The organism is Pseudomonas sp. PMCC200344 (assembly GCF_030053095.1).
GTDB classification, from domain to species: domain Bacteria; phylum Pseudomonadota; class Gammaproteobacteria; order Pseudomonadales; family Pseudomonadaceae; genus Aquipseudomonas; species Aquipseudomonas svalbardensis.
Genome location: NZ_CP125618.1, coordinates 3,595,810 through 3,614,537, shown reverse-complemented (window position 1 = coordinate 3,614,537; position 18,728 = coordinate 3,595,810). Strand labels below are relative to the sequence as shown.

Sequence of the window (18,728 nt, the reverse complement as noted above, 5' to 3'; positions counted from 1 at the left end):
GAGCACCCCCATGCAACGCATCGACCATTCACTGCCCTGGAGCCACCTGGGCACCGAACGCACCCTCAGCGTGTTTCGTTATGGCGCGGGCACTCGCAAGGTCTACATCCAGGCCAGCCTGCACGCTGATGAACTGCCGGGCATGCGCACGGCGTGGGAACTGAAAAAGCGTCTGAGCGAACTCGAAGCCCAAGGTCAGTTGCAGGGCGTGATCGAACTGGTCCCGGTGGCCAATCCCATCGGCCTCGATCAACACCTGCAAGGCAGCCACATGGGCCGCTTCGAACTGGGCAGCGGCAAGAACTTCAACCGCTCCTTCGTCGAACTCAGCGCACCGGTGGCCGAGTTGATCGGTGATCGGTTGGGCAATGATGCGGCTGCCAACATTGCGCTGATTCGTCAGACCATGGGCCAGGTACTCGACGATTTGCCGGCACCGGCCTCGCAGCTTGAAGCCATGCACCGCTTGCTGCTGCGCCACGCCTGTGAGGCCGACATCACCCTCGATCTGCATTGTGATTTTGACGCGGCGATTCATCTGTATGCCTTGCCGCAGCACTGGCCGCAGTGGCAATCCCTGGCGGCGCGTTTGAAGGCTGGGGTGGCGTTGCTCTGTGAAGATTCCGGCGGCAGCTCATTCGATGAATCGTGTTCAACGCCGTGGATGCGTCTGGCAAGGGCTTTCCCTGAGGCCGCGATCCCGCCGGCCAACCTGGCGACGACGCTGGAGTTGGGCAGCATGGGTGATACGCGAGTCGATCAGGCTCAGGCCAATTGCGAGGCGATTCTCGGCTTCCTCGCCGAGCAGGGTTTCATCAAAGGCACTTGGCCTGCGGCACCGAGCGGATGCTGTGAAGGCATGCCGTTCGAAGGCACCCAATACCTGTTCGCGCCGCATCACGGGGTCGTCAGTTTCCTGCGTGATTCGGGTGAATGGGTGGAGAAGGGTGATGCGCTGTTTGAAGTGGTCGATCCGCTGAATGATCGAGTTACCACGGTTTGCGCCGGGACCAGTGGCGTGTTGTTTGCCATCGATCGTGGGCGCTATACGCAGCCGGGCACCTGGCAGGCGAAGGTCGCGGGGCGTGAGCCGATTCGGGTCGGGAAACTCATCAACGACTAATCTCGGAATCGTCGGTGTCGCATCGGGCCGCTTCGCGAGCAGGCTCGCTCCCACAGGGGAATGCATTTCAAATGTGGGAGCGAGCCTGCTCGCGAAGCGGCATTAGCCACACCTGAAATCCCCCGGCAAGCTTCACAATGTTAGGCTCTTCCCCGAATCCTGCACTTGTGAAGGAAGGTTTATGTTGAAGTTTCTCGCTCTGCTGACACTCCTGGCGTCCGCCGCCGTCCACGCTCAACCCCCGCTGCAAACCGATCTGCCGCTCAAGTACCTGGAGCAGGCTAACCCCGAATCGCGCAATCAGCCCCTGGTGATTTTCCTCCACGGTTTTGGCAGTAACGAGCAGGACCTGTTCGACATCAAGGATGAACTGCCCGCGCCCTACAACTACCTGTCGGTGCGGGCACCGACGGTGATAGAGGAGGGCCGTTATCAGTGGTTCCGCCAGAAAGGTGATGGCGCCTACGACGGCGAGACGGATGATCTGAAGACCAGCGGCGCCGTATTGCTGGATTTTGTCGCGCAGGCTGCGAAGAAGTATCACACCGAACCCAACAAGGTATTCCTGGTGGGTTTCAGCCAGGGCGCGATGATGTCCTACGAGGTGGCCCTGCGTCATCCCGAGGCGGTGGGCGGGATCGCAGCGTTGAGCGGGCGGATTCTGCCGGTACTCAGATCCGAACTGAAACCGGATGAAAAACGCCAGAAGCTGGCGATTTTCATTGGTCATGGCACCGCGGACACACTCCTTCCCTACAATGACGGCACGGACGCCGACAGCCTGTTGCAAAGCCTGTCACTCAAGCCTGAATTTCATGCCTACCCTGGCGTCGGTCACAGCATCAGTGCTGTCGAATTGCAGGACTTGAGCGCCTGGTTGCAGCGTCTCAATCCCTGATGCTTACTTGCCGGTGACGATCTGTTTGACCAGCGTCTCGTGGCCAGCATTGTCGCTGAGACGGGAAATCACCTGAACGATCGCCATGCGCGTGTTGGACGCGGCCATCAGCGTGGTGTCGAGGGTTTTGCCGCCGCCCTGGGTGGCGGTGCTGTCGATCTGCCGCAGCCCCAGGCCGGTGCCTTTCTGGGTCAGGCTTTTTTCACTGAGTTTGGTGAAGTCTGGCAGCGCCGTGGCTTGTTCGGTGGCGAAGTCAGACGCCACGGAGTCGAGGAACTGACCGTCGTTGTTTTTGACGTTGAGGCCGCCGGGGATGGTGTTTTCAGCGGCGATCACTACGGTTTTAGTGGCTTGATTGGTGTACATGGTGCCCGTTGCCCCGGCGGTGCCGGTGGCTGCGTCGCCAGCAGGCAACGGGTTGGCGACGAAGCCTTTAGGCAGGGTGAACGTGAACTTGCCGCCGAGCATCGAGACTTTCTGTGCGGGCGCGGTATCGCTGGCAGTGGCCTTGGCAGCCTGCGCATTCAGCGCTCCCAGACTGGCAACCGCCGTCAACAACAGGACAACGGCTTTTTTACTCAACAATGACATTCAGAAACTCCATGGGATGGTCGGTCTCGCGGTGGGGGGCGATCATCCCATGGAGGTTGCGGCGCATTCCAGCGCAGTCTAACGGACGGTCATGTTCCTTTGGCCAGCGTAGGGGCCAGATATCAACGTCCTGCTAAACACCATATTTGCAATAACCCACCAATGCGAAGTTGCATTCCACTTGCCCACCCGTTTGCATTCGGCCTGACCAGTCATTTGCATTCGTTCTGATCACCGATTGCATCGGATTTGGCCAGCACGCTTTGTAACCATGATCGGCAGAGAACGGCCAGAAGCAGACATTCAGCTTCGAAGGCATAGGCTTATCACACCGTCTTTTAACAGGGTATGAGACTACGCAGAGATCAGCACCAACCACATTCTTAGTGGCGTTGAACAGCTTGCCCAGGATGCAGTCAAACAGGTCTTGGACTGTGAGCGCTACTAGACCCCACCAGGCCTGGTCCTGCGTACGTAGTACACAATCGGCCTAGCATCCAAAGTTGTTTCTTCCCCTCGAAAAACGCCTTCCAAAGGATAGATAAAAATGAGAAAACTCATTTCTGTGGTCGCTGTAGCGACTTCATTTGCCATGTGTACTGCATTCGCTCAAGCACCCGCGAAACCTGATGTGAATCCAATCACAAATGGCGCGATCAATACGGCAGTTACGCCTACTACCACCGCAGCAAAAATTGCAGTGACAAGCGATGCTCATGCTGGAGCATTGAACGAGTGCTACAACACCATTGGCGATCAGCCCCGGACAGCGTTGCAGCCTTGCCTTGAGGGCAAGACTCGCGAAGTGACGTCACAAATGAATATCGCCTACAAAAAACTGGAAGCTCAGACAAAGGAAATCGATTCGAGTGCGACGGCCAAAGCCCTTACCTCGCTGCTCGCCTCTCAGAAGGCTTTCGAGAAGTTCAAGGATGCCCAGTGTCAATGGGAAGGTGACTCCGTGATGGGGGGCTCGGGCTCTGGAGATATTTTAAGTTCCTGCAAAGTCGATTTGATGCGCTGGAGAACGAAGCAACTTTCCGATTGAAGTTATCGACATAGGCGGTGCCGCGTGCAGGAACAGACGGCGAGTACACCGTCTGGCTGCTTTCGGCCCAGGCTGTGTAAAAACGTTTTAGAGCAGGTTTGAAGGTCCGAATCAGAACGAAAACCGAGCTCCTACGCAAATTTCAGCACCTCTGATCTGCCAATCACTGTGAGATTTCACGTAGAGACGCGGACTTCAAAACAGGACCTACGTTTTTACACAGCCTGGGCCGTTCTCTGCCGGTTTTGTCCACGAAGCGTCCTGGTCAAATCCGATGCAAATGGCTGGTCAGGTCGAATGCAAATGGGTGGGCAAATATGCGCAATTGCCCAGCCAAAAAACGGGCGAAGAAATTCTCAGCTTTTTATGCGCATAAACAAGTTTCAAGGTGCGCGTTTAAAGACACCCGCTGTTACGTCCTAACGGCTACAACGCCTTGCGCCGTTACCTACGCGTGCGCCAGAATCCGCTGGCTTGTGCGCTTTGACCCCGGCCTCTATCGTTTACCTGCCACTGCTCATCAGTGGTCGGGTTTAGTAGCCCATAGGTTTTTGGTGAAGTGCATGAGTTCCATTCAGTCAGGTCATTCAGTTCCTGCACTTAATGGTGGTTGTGCGTAGGGCGCCCTTGGGCGCGCCGGTTTTTGCCAATTCCTCCGGTCTACTAACCTGCGTACAGCCGCCACCCTTCTTTTAGTAGAGAACGGTTGCGGCCTCACTTCAGGAATTGACTAATATGTTCAAGGTTACACCTAATCCCCCGAATACCCGTCCGGTACCCTACGACGTCTTTCGTGATCTTGACCCCAAGAAAATGACAGAGGCGGCCGACCGCGCACTCAGCTTCTACCTCAACCCTGGGGCGTCGAAAACGCAGATACCGCCCCGCAAGCCCAGCACCATTTTCACCATCGACGCAGCGGTGGATGACGAAACGTTGCTCGTCGAGGCCTGTGAATCGTTGGCATCAGCCAGCGCCATGGTCAACGATCTCACCGACTTAACGGACGGCCCACGACGTCAAACGATGCTGGTGCTGCAACGGGTCATCATGTTGGGTGAGTTAGCGGTCAATCGCGTACTGGATAACCACAAGCCTGGGTAGTCGCCAGGCGGGTAGCGAGGGCGCTTGCGCCCTCACTATTTAGAAGCATTCAAAGATCGCAACCGCGACGCGCTTCCTTTCAGGCCGTGGCCAAAAAAGACGAAGGTGCGATGGAAGACATGCTCGTGGTCACGCTGAAAGGTCCGTTCAGACCCCACGTCGCACCGAATAGCTCTTGATCACATCCAGAAACTCAATGCGACGTTCGCGGACCAACAACTGCGGGAGCAGCTGTTCGTACGCCTGTCGATACGGCTTGCTCAGGTGACGCGTAATGAAGTCGTTCTTGCTGCAGTTCCAGGTTTCGTAAAGCACCAAGGTGTTCGGGTCGTCCTGGAGTTGGTGAACCCAGGTGTTGACAAAGTCCGGCTCGGCCGACATCTGGTGCACCACGTCCAGCAGCCGTTCTTTCATTTCGGCGAAACGCTCCGGTTTGGCCGGCAGGTAAACGATAAACGCGACTTGATCACTCATTTCATCACCTTCGAATGCTGTGAATGGGTTACTGCGCCTGGTTCTGCGGGAAGAGGTTGCGACGGGTTTCTTCGTCGAATTCAACCTTCAGCACCAGTTTCTCTTTAAGACCGTGGGCCCGCTGGGCGGCCGGGCGGGCGCTGATTTCATCGAACAGGCGCTTGACGTTCGGGTACGCGGCCAGACCGCTCTCGCCGAGGATGTACGGCGCGTAATTGACCCAACCCCAGAGCGCCATGTCGGCGATGCTGTAGGTGTCGCCGGCCAGGTACTGATGGTCGGCCAGGCGCTGATCGAGCACGCGGTAATGGCGTTCGACTTCCTTGAGGTAGCGGTTTTTCGCATACGCCAGGTCTTCCGGTGCGTGGTGCAGGAAATGCACTGCCTGGCCGGAAAATGGCGACAGGCCGGTGGCGATGAACATCAGCCAGGACAGTAACTCGGCTTGCCCGGCCACGGAGGTCGGCAGGAAACGCTGATGTTTTTGCGCCAGGTGCAGCAGGATCGCCTGGGAGTCGAAGACGGTTGCATCGCCGTCGACCAGGGCCGGCACCTTGGCGTTCGGGTTGATCGCCAAAAAGGCCGGCAGGTGTTGCTCGCCCTTGAAGGTGTCGACGCCGATCAATTCGTAGGGCGTTTGCAGTTCTTCAAGCAGCAGGGCGACTTTCATCGGGTTTGGAGAAGGGTGGAAAAAGAACTTCATGGTGTAGGCCTCAGTCAGTGGTTGGTTTTGAACTGAGGCTGATGTTGAAGTAAACCCGTTCGAATGACGTGCGAGCTATTTGCTTTACTCGTTCGAAACTATCGAACGTGTTATCGGCACTTTGGCGGTTGATCGCGACGTGGCGATGACTGCACCGGCGATAATCAGCAGCGCGGGGACGATCAGAATCGGGCTGGCATGGCTGCGCCCCACGGTGATCAGCAACAACGTGGAAATCAACGGCGCCAGGTAGGAAAGTGCTCCCAGCGTCGCCAGATTGCCGTGTTTGGTGGCGTGGTCCCAGGCAAAAAACGCCAGTCCGACCGGTCCAAGCCCGAGGACGACAATTGCGGCCCATTGGCTGAAGTCGGGCTGTACCGTGGTTTCGAACGCCAGGTGGCAGACCAGTCCGGCCACGGCGACCAAGCCGCAGATGCCGCCAATGATGCTGCTCGGTACTTCGCTGAACCGGCGGTTGATCACCGAGTAAACCGACCAGATCAGCGCACAACCGAACGCCGCGAGATAACCGGCGATGGGCATCGCGACATCAGCATTCGGGGCATGCTGCTGCATGATGAAGGCCGTGCCGGCCAGGCCCAGCAGTGCGCCGAGCAATTGCCGTTTGTGCAGCTTTTCTCCGGCCGAGAACGCCGACAGCAACACCAGCAACAGCGGCCAAAGGTAGTTGATCAGACTGGCTTCGGCCGCCGGGGCGGCTTTGAGTGCGAAAAAGTACAGCGCGTGATAAACGAAAATTCCGACGAACCCGGTCGCCCACACGGCCCAGGGCTGGCGCCAACTGGTGAACCCGGCGAGCCCGCGTCGGCCCAGAATCACCAGGCTCGCCGCGAACGCCGCGCCGAAACCCAGTGTCAGCAGTTCAAACGGTGGAATGCCTTCGGTGAGGGTGGTCAGCAAAGCCAGGGAGGACCAGAGCACTATCGCAATCACGCCGACGGCCGTCGCGCTGTGGCTGTTTCGAAGCGGAGTCATGTCTGTTCCTTCAGCGCGATGAGCGGGCGAAATCCTGGCCCGATGACATCAAGCAGCTTAGCGTTTGATCGCCGTACGTCCAGCGTCCGGTGCCGCGCTCACCGGTTTGGCCAACAAGCGCTTGGTCACCCCGAGCATACCCACTGACACCGCGACGCCCAGGGCGAACGCGGTCAGCCCCATGCCTGGCAAGGCCAACGCCAACACCAGGCAAAACGCGGCGAACGAATACATCCCCGTAGCAGTGGCCCGCAACAACGCAGCGGTAAAGGCCGGACCGCGAGTTTGCTGGGAGAACACCGCCATCACGCTGCCCAGCACCGGGAACACCGCGAGCAGACCGCTCCAGCGTTCGCCGACGGTGCTGGCCAACAACGTGACTGCGAGGGTGAGCAGGGCGCCGGCAATCATGCGCAACAGCAATTTGTCGGACTTCAGCGCCGGGCCTGAAACGATTGGCTGTACCGAGGGAAACAGAAACGGCGCCGCCAGCAGGGCGGTTGCGGCGGCGATCACCGAGAACACGAGGGACGGGGGAATCAACGACAGCACAACGGCCGTGGTGGCCCAGACCAACAGCGAAATCACCAGCGCCCACGGCCACTTCGCGCGTTGTGCAACCTGAGCGTAGGTCACGCAAAAGGCAATCATCGCGAACATCGCCGACAGCGCTGCCGTCGCCGATTGAGCAGCGAACTCCGGACCCTGTTCGACGGCGAGAAAGAACAGAATCGGCCCGACCACCACCGGCAACCCCGACAGCCAGCCGGCGACACTCGGTCCCCAGCGTTTACCGGCCAGGGAAATCAGCAAGAGAAATCCTGGGATGACCAGCAGTTTGAGTATCAGCACGCACGCACCTCCGACCTGAGTGAGGCGGCAACGTTAGCATTGCGGACGGTTGATTGCTCTATGGATTGCTGCGTTTTGTATACAAAGTTGCTGCTACCGAGCGTGATTTGGCGCGGTTGTACCTGGCCATCGGTGTTCTCGGGGCCACCGTGATGCCGCATAACGTGTGCCTGCATGCCTCCATCGTGCAGACCCGGATGATCGGCAAGGACCTGCACAGTAAGCAGGACGCGGAGCGGGGCGAACAGCGGGTTGATCTTACAGTTCGTAGCCTCAGCCTGAAGCTGTGTTGCCTGGCCGAGCCTCTTCGCGAGCAGGCTCGCTTGTATGTTTAGACTTAAGGGGTGCGCGGGTGGTGAAGGCGTTCAATCACCTTCAGGCGCGTTTTCTGGAAAGCGATCCGGCGGCGGCGGAGGGCGGGCGGCGGGTGCAGTTTCCAGGCGGTCCGCTGCCGGTGCTGAATCTGGTGAAATTTGCCTGACTCTTCATTCACCGCACTCGGCGTAGCAGCTGGCGAAGCCTGCGTTCGGCTGCGAAGCAGTCGTCAAACCTGAGCACGCGGTCTGCCTGAAACACCCTATCGTCTGATTTCACGACTGCTTCGCAGCCGAACGCAGGCTTCGCCAGCTGCTACAAAGTGAGCGTTGTGACAGAAATTGGTTTCAGAGATGTGGATAGCCCGGTGCGACGTGAGTCGCACCGGGTGTTTTGCCAGACGGCGAACGGACATTCGTGGGTCCCCGCGCCGTCTGTTGAACGCTTTACGCCCGTTCGATCGCCAGTGCCACGCCCTGACCACCACCGATGCACAGGGTGGCGAGGCCTTTCTTGGCGTCACGCTTGATCATTTCATGCAGCAAGGTCACCAGCACTCGGCAACCCGACGCACCGATCGGGTGGCCCAGGGCGATGGCGCCGCCGTTGACGTTGACCTTGTTCAGGTCCCATTCCAGGTCCTTGGCCACCGCCAAAGATTGCGCAGCGAAGGCTTCGTTGGCTTCGATCAGGTCCAACTGGTCGATGGACCAGCCGGCCTTGTCCAGGCAACGACGAGTCGCGCTGACCGGGCCGATGCCCATGATCGCCGGGTCTACGCCCGCATTGGCGTAAGCCGCGATTTTCGCCAGCACGGGCAGGCCGAGGGCCTTGGCTTTTTCCGCGCTCATCAGGATTACGGCGGCGGCACCGTCGTTCAGGGACGAGGCGTTACCGGCGGTCACCGAACCGTCCTTTTTGAAGGCGGCTTTCAGTTTGCCCAGGGAGTCGGCGGTGGTCCCGGCCCGTGGTTGTTCGTCAACCTGGAAGGCGACCGGATCGCCCTTGCGCTGAGGAATCAGGATCGGCGTGATCTCGTCGGCAAAACGCCCGGCTTCGATGGCGGCCGTGGCTTTCTGCTGCGAGGCCGCGGCGAAGGCATCTTGCTGTTCGCGGGTCAGGTTGTACTTGTCAGCCAGGTTCTCGGCGGTGATGCCCATGTGGTAATCGTTGAACGCATCCCACAGGCCGTCGCTGATCATGGTGTCGACAATCTGGGCATGACCCATGCGCAGACCGGTGCGCGCACCGGGCATGACGTAATTGGACAGGCTCATGTTTTCCTGGCCGCCGGCAATGATCACGTCGGCATCGCCGCAGCGAATTGCCTGAGTGGCCAGATGCAGCGCTTTGAGGCCCGAGCCGCAGACCTTGTTCAGGGTCATCGCAGGCACGGTGAAGGGCAGGCCGGCCTTGATCGCGGACTGGCGCGCAGGGTTTTGCCCGGCGCCGGCGGTCAACACCTGGCCCATGATCACTTCATCGACTTCAGCTACGTCCAGACTGGTTTGCGCCAGCAACTGGCGGATCACCGCAGCGCCGAGGTCAACGGCGGAAACATTCGCCAAGGCACCCTGGAAACTGCCGATGGCGGTGCGGGTGGCGGCGACAATGACGACTTCTTGCATGGAATGATTCCTCACTGGGCAGCGAACTGCATTTCCGGAACGTGATCCGGCACGATCAGTTTACCGGCGGTCTTGGCGACAATCTCCTCGACGCTGACGCCCGGTGCGCGTTCCTTGAGAATGAACGCGCCGTTTTCGATTTCCAGGTAAGCCAGGTCGGTCAGCACACGCTTGATGCAGCCGGCACCGGTCAGCGGCAGGCTGCATTTGGACAACAGCTTGGACTCACCGTCCTTGGACGCGTGGGTCATGATAACGATGATGTTGTCTGCACCGGCCACCAGGTCCATGGCGCCGCCCATGCCCTTGACCAGTTTGCCGGGAATCATCCACGAGGCGATATTGCCTTGGACGTCTACTTCAAAGGCGCCCAGCACGGTCAGGTCGACATGACCACCGCGGATCATCGCGAAGGACTCGGCCGAGGAAAAGATCGACGCGCCGATACGTGCGGTCACGGTTTGTTTGCCGGCGTTGATCATGTCGGCATCGATGGTTTCTTCAGTAGGAAAGGGGCCCATGCCCAGCAGGCCGTTTTCCGACTGCAGCATGACTTCCATGCCTTCTGGGATGTAGTTGGCGACCAGGGTCGGAATGCCGATGCCCAGGTTCACGTAGAAGCCGTCCTGCATTTCGCGGGCGACGCGTTGAGCCATTTGTTCGCGGGAAAGTGCCATTGTTGTTATTCCTTCATTCGGTCCGGGGCAGGGGGATCACTTACGCACGGTGCGCTGTTCGATGCGCTTCTCGAACGTGCCGCAAATGACCCGGTCGACGTAGATGCCAGGGGTGTGGATCTGCGACGGGTCCAGCTCGCCGGGTTCGACGATTTCTTCGACTTCGACCACGGTGATCTTGCCGGCAGTGGCGGCCAGCGGATTGAAGTTCTGGGCGGTGTGGCGATAGATGACGTTGCCGAAATGGTCGGCTTTCCAGCCTTTGACGATGGCGAAGTCACCGGTGATGGATTCTTCCATCAGGTACTGGCGGCCATGGAATTCGCGGACTTCCTTGCCTTCGGCCACTGGGGTGCCAACGCCGGTGGCGGTGAAGAAAGCGGGGATGCCGGCGCCGCCTGCGCGCATTTTTTCGGCGAGGGTGCCCTGGGGGGTCAGGACGACTTCGATTTCGCCTTTCAGCAGTTGGTCTTCGAACAGTTTGTTCTCACCGACGTAGGAGGCCACCACCTTGCGGATCTGCCGGTCTTCCAGCAGCACGCCGAGGCCGAAACCGTCGACGCCGCAGTTGTTGGAGACGACGGTGAGGTCCCGGGTGCCTTTGCGCTTGATCTCGGCGATGAGGTTTTCCGGGATCCCGCACAGGCCGAAGCCGCCGGCGATCACGGTCATGCCGTCTTCAAGACCTGCAAGGGCTTCCTCGTAGGAACTCACGCGCTTGTCGAAACCTGCCATATGCACCTCTTTTATTCTTTGTGGGCGGCTGGCTAGCCGTATGGGGATGGAGTGTCTCGCCGCAGTATTCATTTGTTAAGTTGATTTTTAAGGTTGATTGATAGATAAAACTCACCAATCAATCCTGTGGGAGCGAGCCTGCTCGCGAATGGAGCGCCTGCGCTCATTACTGGAGCAATTCGAACATGACAGTCAAGCAGATCAGGGCATTTTTGGCCGTGGCCCAGAGTTTGAGTTTTGCCGTGGCCTGCGAGCGGTTGCACCTGTCGCAATCGGCCTTAAGCCTGACCATCAAGGCGCTGGAGGAGGGGCTGGGCGGACGTCTGTTCACTCGCAACACGCGCAATGTCGCGCTGACGGCGGAGGGAGAATCGCTGGTGCCACTGGCACGTCGCCTGATCGCTGACTGGGACAATGCCGAGGATGAGTTGCGCCAACGCTTTACCCTCCAGCGCGGGCGCGTGACGCTGGCGGCGATGCCCTCATTTGCCGGTAACCTGCTGCCGCCGATCCTGAAAACCTTCCGCGCGCGCTATCCCAAGGTCAATGTCACGGTGAATGACGTGATCAACGAGCAGGTGCTGGAGATGGTGCGTGACCGGCAGGTTGAGCTGGGGGTGGCGTTTGAACCGACTCAGAGTTCGTCGCTGGCATTCACGCCGTTGTACATGGACCGTTTCGTTGCGGTGGTGCCAAAAGATTCTCCTTTTGCCGAACGGGAAGACATCGATTGGCAGACCCTGCTCAAGGAACCGTTCATCACCTTGCAGCGTCCGTCGACGGTTCGGGTGATGCTCGAAGAACACTTGCAGGCGCGTGGGATGAAATTGCCGGTGGAGTTTGAAAGCCATCAATTGGCGACAGTGGGAAGGATGGTTGCCAGTGGATTGGGGGTGAGCGCGGTGCCGGCGTTGTGTGTCGGGCAGATGCTGGAACTGGGCGCGCGGTGCATTACCTTGCGCGACCCGGTGGTGGAGCGGGCGATCGGGGTGTTGACCAAGCCAGGGATTGAGCTGTCGGCAGCGGCTCAGGCGTTGTTCGATATCCTGAAAGCCGAAAACCTGGGCCAACGAGTTTCTCTGCCCTGATCACGGTCACCTGTGGGAGCGAGCCTGCTCGCGAAGAGGCCGGCACATCCGACATCAGTGTTGACTGATACTCCGCTATCGCGAGCAGGCTCGCTCCCACAGGGTTTTAGGTTGATCAGGACGAGCGGTGCTGGGCCAGTAAGGGCAAAAGCTGCTCGCATGAAGCCTCTATTTTCAAATCAAGGAGGTCATCCGCCCGAGTCTTCCCCAAATTAATCGCAATCAACGGTTTCCCCTGATCCGCCACCGCCCGGCACAACCGAAACGCCGAATACGCCATCAACGAAGACCCGACCACGAGCAACCCCGCAGCCTTTTCGACCGCCGCCATTGCTTTGGCCGCCGTGACCTGCGCCACATTCTCGCCAAAAAACACCACGTCCGGCTTCATCCGCTCACCCGCGCAGTGCGGGCAATGCGGTACCTGAAACCGCGCCTCAAACGCCGCATCCAGCAGCGTGTCGCCATCCGGGGCTTGCACCGCATCCACGCCGGCCAGATACGGATTCTGCGCTTCCATCAGTTGCTGGATCGAATCCCGTTCGCTGCGCGTCCCGCAGTCCAGGCACAACACCCGGTGCAGGCTGCCGTGAAGTTCGATGACGTCATGGCTGCCGGCCTGGTCGTGCAGGGTGTCGACGTTTTGAGTGATCAGCCCGCTGATCTGCTGCGAACTTTGCAAACTGGCCAAGGCCTCGTGGGCCACGTTCGGCTGGGCCTGGCGCACACGCGGCCAACCGAGCATCGCTCGCGCCCAATAGCGCCGCCGGGATTCGGGGGCGGAGAGGAATTCCTGATACATCATCGGTTGCCGCCCACGCCGCACTCCCTGGTTGTCGCGGTAGTCCGGAATGCCCGACGGAGTGCTGATGCCGGCGCCGGTCAGGACCACAAACGGCTGCTCGGCCATTAACTGCTGAAGGTGGTCGAGTTGTTCGCGGATGAGGCTGTCGAGCATGTTCAACACTCCGGTGGACCATGAGTATTTGCAGGGTAGCATTTGCCAATCACCCTGTAGGAGCACGGCTTGCCGGCGATGGCGATCTTAAGGACGCCATCGCCGGCAAGCCGTGCTCCTACATGTGCGATGGTTACTTACGCGCCTCCAGAATCAGGTTGAACGGCGTTTCCGTGGCCCGTCGGAACGTCTTGAACCCCGCCTCGGTGAAGACCTTGCGCAGCCGCGCCTCGCCAGCCTGGGCGCCGAGGCCGAGGCCGACCTCCTGGGACAGCGAGTTCGGGGTGCAGATGAAGGTCGAGGCGGCGTAGAACAAGCGGCCAACCGGGGTGACGTTGTCGTCGAGCGAGTCGTTGGCGAACGGTTCTACCAGCAGCACCGTGCCGTCCGGTTTTAGCGCGTCATAAGCGTGCCGCGCCGCGCCGACTGGATCGCCCATGTCGTGCAGGCAGTCGAAGTAGCAGACCAGGTCATAGTCGTCACCGGGGAAGCTTTTTGCCGTGCCCTGGAAGAACCGCGCACGCCCGGACACGCCACCGGCTTCAGCGCGCTGGGTGGCGACGGTGACGGAGGGCGCGTGGTAGTCGAAACCGACGAACCGCGAATCCGGAAACGACTGGGCCATGATCACGGTGGATGCGCCGTGGCCGCAGCCGATATCCGCCACTTTGGCGCCAGCCTCCAGTTTGGCGACCACGCCTTCGAGCGCCGGTAGCCATTCGGCGACCAAGTGCGCTTTATAACCTGGTCGGAAGAACCGCTCCGTGCCGCTGAACATGCACGGATGGTGATCGCCCCAGGCGAGGGCACCGTCGCCGCGCATGGCGTTGACCAGTTTGTCCTTGTCATGGAAAAACGATGCAACCACCCCGACGCCACCCGCGATATAGACCGGGGAGTCTTCGATCGCCAATGCCAGGGCCTGCTCTTCGGGCAGCCGGAACTGGCCGTCGCGGTGTTCCATGTAACCGGAAGCGGCGTGGGCGCTGAGCCATTCGCGCAGCAGGCGGGTGTTGCAGCCGGTTTTGTCAGCGAGGGCTTCCGGGGTGACTGGCTGACTGTCGGCCATGGCCCGGTACAGTCCGAGCTCTTCGCCGAGGATGACGTTGGCGAGCATCGCCGCGCCGCCCATGTCGTTCACCAGTTTGCCCATGAAATCATTGAGTCTGGCCTCGTCCATCACGTGTGCTCCTTCAGCAGGATCACAGTCCAGGGGCCTTGTTTTTCGAGGCGTTCACCTCTGGACGGTGGTCGTGGAAATGAACAGGACGATAACCACGCCCTGCGTGCACTAAGTTTAGTCCGGGGGCCGTGCACCGCTGCCTTGAGCGACGAAAGTTACCTTGCCTACCCCTCTGTAGGAGCGAGCGGTGCGGCGATCCGACTTGCCCGCGAAGGCGGCGTGTCAGTCGACGAGGATGTTGCCTGACACGCCGCCTTCGCGGGCAAGCCTCGCTCCTACAAGGGATTTGTGGCGTCTATTTCACTGTATCTAACAGGCTTCCCGATACAGTTTCCCCCAATACCGTGGCACTGCCGAACACAGGCGAGATACAAACCTGCGATGAACTGCGTAGGCCATTTGGCACCCTATACACCGTGAAGGGGACAACAATGACCACGCTCCTGCCTGAAACCGACCTGAAATCTACCCCCGTCAATCGCCTGCGCGTCGACCATTACCTGTACCACAGTGTGTACAGACCCGCCGGCGATACAACCGCCGCGATTTTCTGCCGGAGCGGAACACAGACCCGATACACCCTTTCGGTTAACTGTGATTCCGCTCTGACAATCATTGAGATCGACATCATGCAAACTCCCACCCTCTCAGCGAAGGCGACCGTCGGGCTCGGTTTGCGTCGAGGTTTAATGAAAGACCTTCAGGCTGCCCGTGCGGGCGATTTCGATTTTCTGGAAGTCGCGCCGGAAAACTGGATCGGCATCGGTGGCGCTCATGGCCATGCGTTACGTGCCTTGGCCGAGCGTTATCCGTTGTCCTGTCATGGCTTGTCACTGTCATTGGGCGGCCCGGCACCGTTGGACGTCGAGTTTCTGCAGGAGGTCCGGGTTTTCCTCGATCAATACAATGTGCCGCTGTACAGCGAACACTTGAGCTACTGCAGCGATGACGGTCACCTTTACGACTTGCTGCCGTTGCCCTTTACCGAAGAAGCAGTGCATCACGTCGCCGCGCGAATTCGCCAGGCTCAGGACATTCTTGGTCGGCGTCTGGCGGTGGAAAACGTCTCCTACTACGCCGCGCCACAACAGGATATGGACGAGCTGACCTTCATCAACGCGGTGCTGCGCGAAGCCGATTGCGACCTGCTGCTGGACGTCAACAACGTCTACGTCAACTCAATCAATCACGGTTTCGATCCGCAGACCTTTCTGGCCGGCATCGATTCTGGCCGGGTGGTGGCCATGCACGTCGCTGGGCATTTCGATGAGTCCGACACCTTGAAAATCGACACCCACGGCGCTTCGACCAAACCGGTGGTCTGGTCGTTGCTGGCTGAGGCTTACGCTCGCTTCGGAGCGCAGCCGACGCTGCTGGAACGGGATTTCAACTTTCCGGCATTTTCCGAACTGGTGGCCGAGTTGCAGACCATTCGCCGTCTGCAAACCGAGGGGGTGAACCGTGGATAAGCCGAGTCTGTTTCAGCAGCAAAACACCCTGGGCCTTTACCTGCGCGATCCCGATCATTGCGCGCCACCGGCCGGGATGGACGTGACACGGGCGCAAGTTTACCGCGACCTGATTTTCGCGAACCTGTCGTCGTTGCTCAGTGGGACTTTTCCGGTGCTGATCAAGATTCTCGGTGATGAACACTGGCGTTCACTGGTACGGGTTTTCCTGCGCGACTACCGCGCGCACACGCCGAAATTCGGCGAGATCGCCCAGGAGTTTGTCGAGTTCCTGGCCTCGGAACCGCAAGCGTTGGCCGAAGGGGCGTGGCCGCCGTTCATGGTGGAACTGGCGCATTACGAGTGGATCGAGATGGCGTTGCAGCAGTCCGAGGCCGAACCGTTGCCGCTGAGCGATGCCGGATTGTTGCTGGACCGACCGTTGCAGGTTTCGCCGCTGGCCTGGTCGTTGGCGTATGCCTGGCCGGTGCAGTTGGTGGGGCCGGATTATCAACCGGAGACAGCGCCCACTCAGCCGACATTGTTGCTGGTGCGTCGGGCTGAGGACTGGAGTGTGAAGTTTTCTGCACTGAGCCCGTTGGCCTGGCGGCTGTTGCAGCGGATTGAGGAATTTCCACAACTGGACGGTCGTGAGCAACTGGAAGGATTGGCGGTGGAGGCGGGGATGGCTGGGTCGCCCGAGTTTATGGAAAGTGGGGCAGTGTTGTTGCGGCAGATGCAGGAAGAAGGCGTGGTGGGCTTAGCATGATCAATCGGGGGGAATCAAGCTTTGCCGGCAGTCGAGCACCAGCCGCGCCCCTCCAAGTTCACTGGTGCCCACCTCAAGCGCAAACCCATGCAAGCTCACAATCGCCGCAACGATCGACAGCCCTAGCCCGAACCCGCTTTTCTGGTTGCCGCCGTCGGCACGATAAAAGCGCTGGAACACTGCCTCCCGCTCTGCCTCCGGAATCCCGGACCCCGAGTCGAGCACTTCAATCCGCGTATGTCCCCCTTCATTGATCCCCCGCAAAATCACCTCGCCACCCGGCGGCGTGAACTTGATCGAGTTGCTCAGCAGGTTCGCCACCGCCTCAAACAACAACGCTCGATCACCGTTCAGCGAAGGCAACGACTCCGGCAGTTGCAGCTTGAAAACCAGTTCGTCTTCTTCCGCCAACGGCAGATAAAACTCGTGCAGTTCCTGCAACAACGGCACCGGATCCAGCTGCACAAATCCGGAACGCCGCTGACGATCTTCCAGCTCGGAAATCCGCAACAACCCTCGAAAGCGCGCCATTAAGGTGTCCGCTTCACCGAGCACTGAGTCCAGTTGCACCGCCAGCGTCGAACCCTCATCAGCCTGTTGCTGAATCCGGTACAGCTGCGCCCGCAGGCGCGTCAGCGGCGTGCGTAGGTCGTGGGCAATGTTGTCGCAGACGCCTTTCACTTCGTTCATCAAGCGTTCAATACGTTCGAGCATGGCGTTGACGATGGCGGCGAGCATGTCCAGCTCATCGCGGCGATTGGACAGTGGCAGGCGGCGGGTCAGGTCGCCGGCGACGATGGCTTCGGCGCTGGCCTGGATAGCACGAATCCGCCGCAACGGACGCCGCCGCAACAGGTGCCAACCAGCGATACCGGGCAAGATGGTCAGCGTCACACCCCAGAACAATGCGTGAAGAATGATCCGGGTCACGGCAAACAATGAACCGTTATCCCGCACCAGCACGAGCCAGCGACCATCCTTCGTCTGGGTCGCTACCGCGTCGCAGCTGTCGGCGGGCAGGCTTGGGTCGTCAGAATCGGCGCAGTCGCCAAGCATGTGAATCTTGCCATCCAGCGGCAGGCCTTCGGGCATGTGGCGCAGCGCACCGCTGAGGTAGCGGTGCTGAGTATCGAACAGGCCATAAGCGTCGATGCCGCGAATGTCGAAGGTCATGCTGACGGCGAGGGCGTCTGCCAATTGTTCGCCTTGAAAGTGCGAAAACAGATGCTGACGTTGCATCAGCGAGTGTTTGGCCAGGTTGTCCAGGTAGGCGGAAACCTCGTAGTACATGACCCCCATGAGAATCCCGCTCCAGAGCACGAACAGCGAACTGTAGAGCGCCAGCAAACGGCTGCTGGATGAACGCCAGCCGTTAGAGGGGTTCAGCAATGACATAACCCGAGCCTCGCACGGTTCGAATCAGTGGGACATTGCCTGGCGGGTCGATCTTCTTGCGCAGCCGGCCGATGTGCACGTCGATCAGGTTGGTGCCGGGGTCGAAGTGGTAACCCCAGACCTCTTCGAAAATCATCATCCGCGACAGAATCTGCCCGGTGTTGCGCATCAGGAACTCCAGCAGCTTGTACTCGGTGGGCAACAGCGTCAGCAACTGACCGTCGCGGCTGGCTTCATGGCTGATCAGGTTCAGCTCCAGATCCGCCAACCGCAATGTGGTGGCCTGGGCGGTCACGGTGTTCTGCCGGCGCAGCAGGACTTCGACCCGGGCGGCCATTTCATCGGTGGCGAACGGTTTGGTCAGGTAATCGTCACCGCCCGCGCGCAAGCCGCGCACACGCTCATCGACGTCGGAGAGGGCGCTGATCATCAGAATCGGCGTGGCCACGCCCATGGTCCGCAACGTGGTGACAATCGCCAGACCATCGAGCTCAGGCAGCATGCGGTCGAGGGTGATCAGGTCGTAGTTGCCGCTGACTGCGCGCGCCAGACCTTCGCGGCCGTTGTCGACCCAATCCACGTCGAGGCCGTGGCTGCTCAGTTCGGCGACGATTTCCCGGGCGGTCACGGCGTCGTCTTCGATGGTCAAGATGCGGGTCATAGGGCGGGCCTGATTAGGAGTACTCAACGTTGAGCGGCATTTTGCCAAGAAATGAGGGCAGGCTTTTTAAATAAAACTTCAT

General features: G+C 59.7%; 19 protein-coding genes and 2 pseudogenes. 9 read left to right on the top strand and 12 right to left on the bottom strand.

Annotated features, from left to right (window positions below):
* The first annotated feature begins 10 nt into the window (after positions 1-10).
* Together QFW87_RS16345 and QFW87_RS16340 are read left to right on the top strand one after the other, a co-directional pair.
* Positions 11-1,123, top strand: coding sequence for a M14 family metallopeptidase (locus tag QFW87_RS16345; RefSeq protein WP_283188258.1), 1,113 nt, complete (start codon positions 11-13; stop codon positions 1,121-1,123).
* 181 nt (positions 1,124-1,304) lie between these two features.
* Positions 1,305-2,021: a dienelactone hydrolase family protein gene (locus QFW87_RS16340; protein ID WP_283188257.1), complete on the top strand. Its 717-nt coding sequence runs from the start codon at positions 1,305-1,307 to the stop codon at positions 2,019-2,021.
* 3 nt (positions 2,022-2,024) lie between these two features.
* On the opposite strand, the gene QFW87_RS16335 is transcribed toward QFW87_RS16340, so the two are convergent.
* The gene (locus tag QFW87_RS16335) at positions 2,025-2,612 is read right to left on the bottom strand and encodes a hypothetical protein (protein WP_283188256.1); all 588 of its coding nucleotides are present in this window, start codon (positions 2,610-2,612) and stop codon (positions 2,025-2,027) included.
* Between the two features lie 547 nt (positions 2,613-3,159).
* Here QFW87_RS16335 and QFW87_RS16330 point away from each other — a divergent pair.
* Together QFW87_RS16330 and QFW87_RS16325 are read left to right on the top strand one after the other, a co-directional pair.
* Positions 3,160-3,660, top strand: coding sequence for a DUF1311 domain-containing protein (locus QFW87_RS16330; RefSeq protein WP_283188255.1), 501 nt, complete (start codon positions 3,160-3,162; stop codon positions 3,658-3,660).
* Between the two features lie 735 nt (positions 3,661-4,395).
* A complete protein-coding gene (locus QFW87_RS16325) occupies positions 4,396-4,764 on the top strand; it encodes a DUF6124 family protein (RefSeq protein ID WP_283188254.1) in 369 nt (122 codons plus the stop codon).
* A 147-nt stretch (positions 4,765-4,911) separates the two neighbouring features.
* Here the strand turns inward: QFW87_RS16325 and QFW87_RS16320 are convergent, their stop codons facing one another.
* The 4 genes from QFW87_RS16320 to QFW87_RS16305 all read right to left on the bottom strand — a co-directional run bounded on the left by QFW87_RS16320 (position 4,912) and on the right by QFW87_RS16305 (position 7,789).
* On the bottom strand, positions 4,912-5,238 hold the full coding sequence (locus tag QFW87_RS16320; RefSeq protein ID WP_283188253.1) for an antibiotic biosynthesis monooxygenase: 327 nt from the start codon (positions 5,236-5,238) through the stop codon (positions 4,912-4,914).
* A 28-nt stretch (positions 5,239-5,266) separates the two neighbouring features.
* Positions 5,267-5,941, bottom strand: coding sequence for a glutathione S-transferase N-terminal domain-containing protein (locus QFW87_RS16315; protein WP_283188252.1), 675 nt, complete (start codon positions 5,939-5,941; stop codon positions 5,267-5,269).
* 84 nt (positions 5,942-6,025) lie between these two features.
* Positions 6,026-6,937 (bottom strand): DMT family transporter, encoded by a 912-nt coding sequence (locus QFW87_RS16310; RefSeq protein ID WP_283188251.1) that lies wholly within the window; start codon positions 6,935-6,937, stop codon positions 6,026-6,028.
* Positions 6,938-6,994: 57 nt separating this feature from the next.
* Entirely contained in the window at positions 6,995-7,789 is a 795-nt protein-coding gene (locus QFW87_RS16305; protein ID WP_283188250.1) for a hypothetical protein, read from the bottom strand.
* 104 nt (positions 7,790-7,893) lie between these two features.
* Here QFW87_RS16305 and QFW87_RS16300 point away from each other — a divergent pair.
* Positions 7,894-8,076: pseudogene (locus QFW87_RS16300) on the top strand (divalent metal cation transporter); the annotation flags it as partial.
* Between the two features lie 50 nt (positions 8,077-8,126).
* A pseudogene (locus QFW87_RS16295) lies at positions 8,127-8,270 on the top strand (NADP oxidoreductase); the annotation flags it as partial.
* A 280-nt stretch (positions 8,271-8,550) separates the two neighbouring features.
* On the opposite strand, the gene QFW87_RS16290 reads toward QFW87_RS16295, so the two are convergent.
* The 3 genes from QFW87_RS16290 to QFW87_RS16280 are packed head-to-tail and all read right to left on the bottom strand — an operon-like array spanning position 8,551 to position 11,144.
* Complete coding sequence (locus QFW87_RS16290; RefSeq protein WP_283188249.1) at positions 8,551-9,732, bottom strand: acetyl-CoA C-acetyltransferase; 1,182 nt, start codon at positions 9,730-9,732, stop codon at positions 8,551-8,553.
* A gap of 11 nt (positions 9,733-9,743) precedes the next feature.
* Entirely contained in the window at positions 9,744-10,409 is a 666-nt protein-coding gene (locus QFW87_RS16285; RefSeq protein WP_010455523.1) for a CoA transferase subunit B, read from the bottom strand.
* Between the two features lie 36 nt (positions 10,410-10,445).
* A complete protein-coding gene (locus QFW87_RS16280) occupies positions 10,446-11,144 on the bottom strand; it encodes a CoA transferase subunit A (protein ID WP_283183970.1) in 699 nt (232 codons plus the stop codon).
* A gap of 185 nt (positions 11,145-11,329) precedes the next feature.
* Between QFW87_RS16280 and QFW87_RS16275 the strand changes: the two genes are divergently transcribed.
* On the top strand, positions 11,330-12,232 hold the full coding sequence (locus QFW87_RS16275; protein ID WP_283183971.1) for a LysR family transcriptional regulator: 903 nt from the start codon (positions 11,330-11,332) through the stop codon (positions 12,230-12,232).
* Between the two features lie 115 nt (positions 12,233-12,347).
* On the opposite strand, the gene QFW87_RS16270 is transcribed toward QFW87_RS16275, so the two are convergent.
* Positions 12,348-13,190 carry an NAD-dependent protein deacetylase gene (locus QFW87_RS16270; RefSeq protein WP_283188248.1) on the bottom strand — a complete coding sequence of 281 codons (843 nt, stop codon included), beginning with the start codon at positions 13,188-13,190 and terminating at the stop codon, positions 12,348-12,350.
* 133 nt (positions 13,191-13,323) lie between these two features.
* Entirely contained in the window at positions 13,324-14,370 is a 1,047-nt protein-coding gene (locus QFW87_RS16265; protein WP_283183973.1) for a class I SAM-dependent methyltransferase, read from the bottom strand.
* 632 nt (positions 14,371-15,002) lie between these two features.
* Here QFW87_RS16265 and QFW87_RS16260 point away from each other — a divergent pair.
* Both QFW87_RS16260 and QFW87_RS16255 read left to right on the top strand, forming a co-directional pair.
* Positions 15,003-15,842: a DUF692 domain-containing protein gene (locus QFW87_RS16260; RefSeq protein ID WP_283188247.1), complete on the top strand. Its 840-nt coding sequence runs from the start codon at positions 15,003-15,005 to the stop codon at positions 15,840-15,842.
* The gene (locus QFW87_RS16255; RefSeq protein WP_283183975.1) at positions 15,835-16,590 is read left to right on the top strand and encodes a putative DNA-binding domain-containing protein; all 756 of its coding nucleotides are present in this window, start codon (positions 15,835-15,837) and stop codon (positions 16,588-16,590) included. The genes QFW87_RS16260 and QFW87_RS16255 overlap by 8 nt, the downstream gene beginning before the upstream one ends.
* On the opposite strand, the gene QFW87_RS16250 is transcribed toward QFW87_RS16255, so the two are convergent.
* Entirely contained in the window at positions 16,591-17,985 is a 1,395-nt protein-coding gene (locus QFW87_RS16250; RefSeq protein WP_283188246.1) for a HAMP domain-containing sensor histidine kinase, read from the bottom strand.
* Entirely contained in the window at positions 17,963-18,646 is a 684-nt protein-coding gene (locus QFW87_RS16245) for a response regulator transcription factor (protein WP_283188245.1), read from the bottom strand. The genes QFW87_RS16250 and QFW87_RS16245 overlap by 23 nt, the downstream gene beginning before the upstream one ends.
* Positions 18,647-18,728 lie beyond the last annotated feature (82 nt).

Coding starts and splice junctions, on each gene's coding strand:
- QFW87_RS16345 (WP_283188258.1), top strand. CDS start 11: ATGCAACGCATCGACCATTCACTGCCCTGGAGCCACCTGGGCACCGAA.
- QFW87_RS16340 (WP_283188257.1), top strand. CDS start 1,305: ATGTTGAAGTTTCTCGCTCTGCTGACACTCCTGGCGTCCGCCGCCGTC.
- QFW87_RS16335 (WP_283188256.1), bottom strand. CDS start 2,612: ATGTCATTGTTGAGTAAAAAAGCCGTTGTCCTGTTGTTGACGGCGGTT.
- QFW87_RS16330 (WP_283188255.1), top strand. CDS start 3,160: ATGAGAAAACTCATTTCTGTGGTCGCTGTAGCGACTTCATTTGCCATG.
- QFW87_RS16325 (WP_283188254.1), top strand. CDS start 4,396: ATGTTCAAGGTTACACCTAATCCCCCGAATACCCGTCCGGTACCCTAC.
- QFW87_RS16320 (WP_283188253.1), bottom strand. CDS start 5,238: ATGAGTGATCAAGTCGCGTTTATCGTTTACCTGCCGGCCAAACCGGAG.
- QFW87_RS16315 (WP_283188252.1), bottom strand. CDS start 5,941: ATGAAGTTCTTTTTCCACCCTTCTCCAAACCCGATGAAAGTCGCCCTG.
- QFW87_RS16310 (WP_283188251.1), bottom strand. CDS start 6,937: ATGACTCCGCTTCGAAACAGCCACAGCGCGACGGCCGTCGGCGTGATT.
- QFW87_RS16290 (WP_283188249.1), bottom strand. CDS start 9,732: ATGCAAGAAGTCGTCATTGTCGCCGCCACCCGCACCGCCATCGGCAGT.
- QFW87_RS16285 (WP_010455523.1), bottom strand. CDS start 10,409: ATGGCACTTTCCCGCGAACAAATGGCTCAACGCGTCGCCCGCGAAATG.
- QFW87_RS16280 (WP_283183970.1), bottom strand. CDS start 11,144: ATGGCAGGTTTCGACAAGCGCGTGAGTTCCTACGAGGAAGCCCTTGCA.
- QFW87_RS16275 (WP_283183971.1), top strand. CDS start 11,330: ATGACAGTCAAGCAGATCAGGGCATTTTTGGCCGTGGCCCAGAGTTTG.
- QFW87_RS16270 (WP_283188248.1), bottom strand. CDS start 13,190: ATGCTCGACAGCCTCATCCGCGAACAACTCGACCACCTTCAGCAGTTA.
- QFW87_RS16265 (WP_283183973.1), bottom strand. CDS start 14,370: ATGGACGAGGCCAGACTCAATGATTTCATGGGCAAACTGGTGAACGAC.
- QFW87_RS16260 (WP_283188247.1), top strand. CDS start 15,003: ATGCAAACTCCCACCCTCTCAGCGAAGGCGACCGTCGGGCTCGGTTTG.
- QFW87_RS16250 (WP_283188246.1), bottom strand. CDS start 17,985: ATGTCATTGCTGAACCCCTCTAACGGCTGGCGTTCATCCAGCAGCCGT.
- QFW87_RS16245 (WP_283188245.1), bottom strand. CDS start 18,646: ATGACCCGCATCTTGACCATCGAAGACGACGCCGTGACCGCCCGGGAA.